This window comes from Oceanobacter sp. 5_MG-2023, assembly GCF_030548165.1.
In the GTDB taxonomy this organism is placed as follows: Bacteria; Pseudomonadota; Gammaproteobacteria; order Pseudomonadales; family Oceanobacteraceae; genus Oceanobacter.
Genome location: NZ_JAUORS010000048.1, coordinates 1 through 3,374, shown reverse-complemented (window position 1 = coordinate 3,374; position 3,374 = coordinate 1). Strand labels below are relative to the sequence as shown.

Sequence of the window (3,374 nt, the reverse complement as noted above, 5' to 3'; positions counted from 1 at the left end):
AACCATTGGCGTTAAAGGCTTGCACAAAGATCGAATAGTCACCGTCGCTATCCTCACCGTACCAGGTCACCACATAGGCGCCATCAGTGCCCACGGCGGTGATTTGAGGATCAACATCATACCCACCCAGTGTTTCCAGCTGTATCGTGGCACCGTTTAAAGAGCCATCAGCATCAAACGCTTGCACAAAGATCGAATAGTCATTGTTGCTATCGACCCCATACCAGGTCGCCACATAGGCGCCATCGCTGCCCACGGCGATGATTTGTGGATCATAGTCACGACCAGTGGTGTTACCCAGCGCTTCCAGCTGTACTTTGTCACCGTTGAAGGAGCCATCGGCTTTAAACGCCTGCACAAAGATCGAATAGTCACCGTCGCTATCATCACCACGCCAGGTCACCACATAAACGCCATCAGTGCCCACGGCGGTGATTTGAGGGTACCGATCAGCACCGGTGATATTATCCAGTGCTTCCAACTGTATCGTAGTGCCGTTGAAGGAGTCATCGGCTTTAAACGCCTGCACAAAGATCGACAGATCACCGTTGCTATCTAACCCGTACCAGGTCACCACATAGGCGCCATCAGTGCCCACCGCAGTGATTTGAGGAAAATAGTCATAACCAGTGGTATTACCCCGCGCTTCCAGCTGTACCGTGGTGCTATTGAAGGAACCGTCAGCATCAAAGGCTTGAACAAAGACCGAATAGTCACCGCCGCTATCCCTTCCGGACCAGGTCACCACATAGGCGCCATCAGTGCCTACCGCGGTGATTTGGGGATCATAGTCATGACCAGTGGTATTATTCAGTGCTTCCAGCTGTACCGTGGTGCTATTGAAGGAACCATCGGCGTTAAATGCCTGCACAAAGATCGAATAGTCACCGTCGCTATCATCACCAGACCAGGTCACCACATAGGCGCCATCGCTGCCTACCGCAGTGATTTGAGGGGCAAAGTCACCACTGGTGGTATTACCCAACGCTTCCAGCTGTGCTGTCGCGAGCGATAACACAATACTGGCTTCTGGGTCAGTATCGTCCAGGTCGTTGACATCAAGGGTAACCGCTTGGTCGGTATGGTTACCGGCGCCATCGGTAGCGGTAACGATGAATGAGTAACTGGACTTGGTTTCGTAGTCGGGGTTGTTCAGCAAGGTAACAACGCCCGTACTGCTGTCGATGCTGAAGTCACTGGCGTCAGTGCCAGACAAGGAATAAACCGCCGTCGCGTCATCAGTAGTCGCTGTGTAAATAACCGTGCTTTCACCGGAGTTTTCATCAATCGCGGTCGCGGTCGTGCCAGACGTAAACGTGGGTGCCGTTTCATCCACTAACGTAATCCACTCACTGGAAGCCAGGCTCAGGTTGCCGGCGCTGTCGACGGCATAGGCGTAATAACCGCCCAGCGCCAATGTCGTGGTATCCACAGTGACCGTACCCGCCACCGCTAATGTCGCGGTAGCCCACAGGTTACTGCTGGCGCTGGTGATATCAGCCTCAGTGGTCACGGCCACTGTATCGCTGACCAAATACACCGTACCCGCTTCATTACTTTGTAGTGTGACCAACTCCCCTGTTTCATAGGTGCTGCTATCCATCACCAGTGTGCCATCGGCATTAAACGCCTGCACAAAGATCGAATAATCACCGTCACTATCAGCCCCGTACCAGGTCACCACATAGGCACCATCGCTGCCCACCGCAGTGATTTGAGGGTACCCATCATACCCACTGGTCTTACCCAGTGCTTCCAGTTGTACTGTGTCACCGTTGACAGAGCCATCGGCATTAAACGCCTGCACAAAGATCGAAGTGTCACCGTCGCTATCATCACCGTACCAGGTCACCACATAGGCGCCATCAGTGCCCACCGCAGTGATTTGAGGACTTTCGTCATCACCGTTGGTCTTACCCAGCGCTTCCAGCTGTACTGTGTCACCGTTGAAGGAACCATAGGCGTTAAAGGCCTGCACAAAGATCGACCAATCACCGTCGCTATCCTCACCAGACCAGGTCACCACATAGGCGCCATCAGTGCCCACGGCGGTAATTTGAGGCAGATAGTCATCACCGGTGATATTATCCAGTGCTTCCAGCTGTACTGTGGTGCCGTTTAAAGAGCCAACAGCGTTAAACGCCTGCACAAAGATCGACCAATCACCGTCGCTATCCCTTCCGTACCAGGTCACCACATAGGCGCCATCAGTGCCTACCGCAGTGATTTGGGGATTTCTGTCATAACCTGTCGTATTACCCAGTGCTTCCAGCTGTACCGTGGTGCCATTGAAGGAACCATCGGCTTTAAACGCCTGCACAAAGATCGAATAGTCATTGTTGCTATCCTCACCGTACCAGGTCACCACATAGTCGCCATCAGTGCCCACGGCGGTGATTTGGGGAGAATAGTCATCCCCCGTGGTAGTATCCAACGCTTCCAGCTGTACCTTGGTGCCGTTAATGGAGCCATCGGCTTTAAACGCCTGCACAAAGATAGAATAGTCATTGTTGCTATCGTACCCCTGCCAGGTCACCACATAGGCGCCATCGCTGCCTACCGCAGTGATTTGGGGATCAACGTCATAACCATTGGTATTACCCAGCGCTTCCAGCTGTACCGTGACACCGTTGAAGGAACCATTGGCTTTAAACGCCTGCACAAAGATAGACCAATCACCGTCGCTATCCTCACCGTACCAGGTCACCACATAGGCGCCATCAGTGCCCACGGCGGTGATTTGGGGGACATAGTCATCACCATCGGTATTACCCGGCGCTTCCAACTGTACCGTGGCACCGTTTAAGGAGCCATCGGCGTTAAACGCCTGCACAAAGATCGACCGATCACCTGAATAGCCAGCACCCTCGTACCCGTACCAGGTCACCACATAAGCGCCAGCGCTGCCTACCGCGGTGATTTGAGGGGCATAGTCACTATCGCTGGTATTACCCAGTGCTTCCAGCTGTACTGTCGCGAGCGATAACACAATACTGGCTTCTGGGGCAGTATCGTCCAGGTCGTTCACATCGAGAGTAACCGCTTGGTCGGTATGGTTACCGGCGCCATCGGTAGCGGTAACGATGAATGAGTAACTGGACTTGGTTTCGTAATCGGGGTTGTTCAGCAAGGTAACAACGCCCGTACTGCTGTCGATGCTGAAGTCACTGGCGTCAGTGCCAGACAAAGAATAAACCGCCGTCGCGTCATCCGTCGTGGCCGTGTAGATAACCGTGCTGGCACCGGAGTTTTCATCAATCGCGGTCGCGGTCGTGCCAGACGTAAACGTGGGTGCCATTTCATCCACTAACGTAATCCACTCACTGGAAGCCAGGCTCAGGTTGCCGGCGCTGTCGACGGCATAGGCGTAATAA

At 53.6% G+C, this 3,374-nt stretch carries 1 protein-coding gene; it reads right to left on the bottom strand.

Annotation, left to right across the window (positions count from 1 at the left end; genetic code table 11):
• The coding region (locus tag Q4551_RS16010) for a cadherin repeat domain-containing protein (RefSeq protein ID WP_303434918.1) at positions 1–3,374 on the bottom strand (3,374 nt) is incomplete at both ends.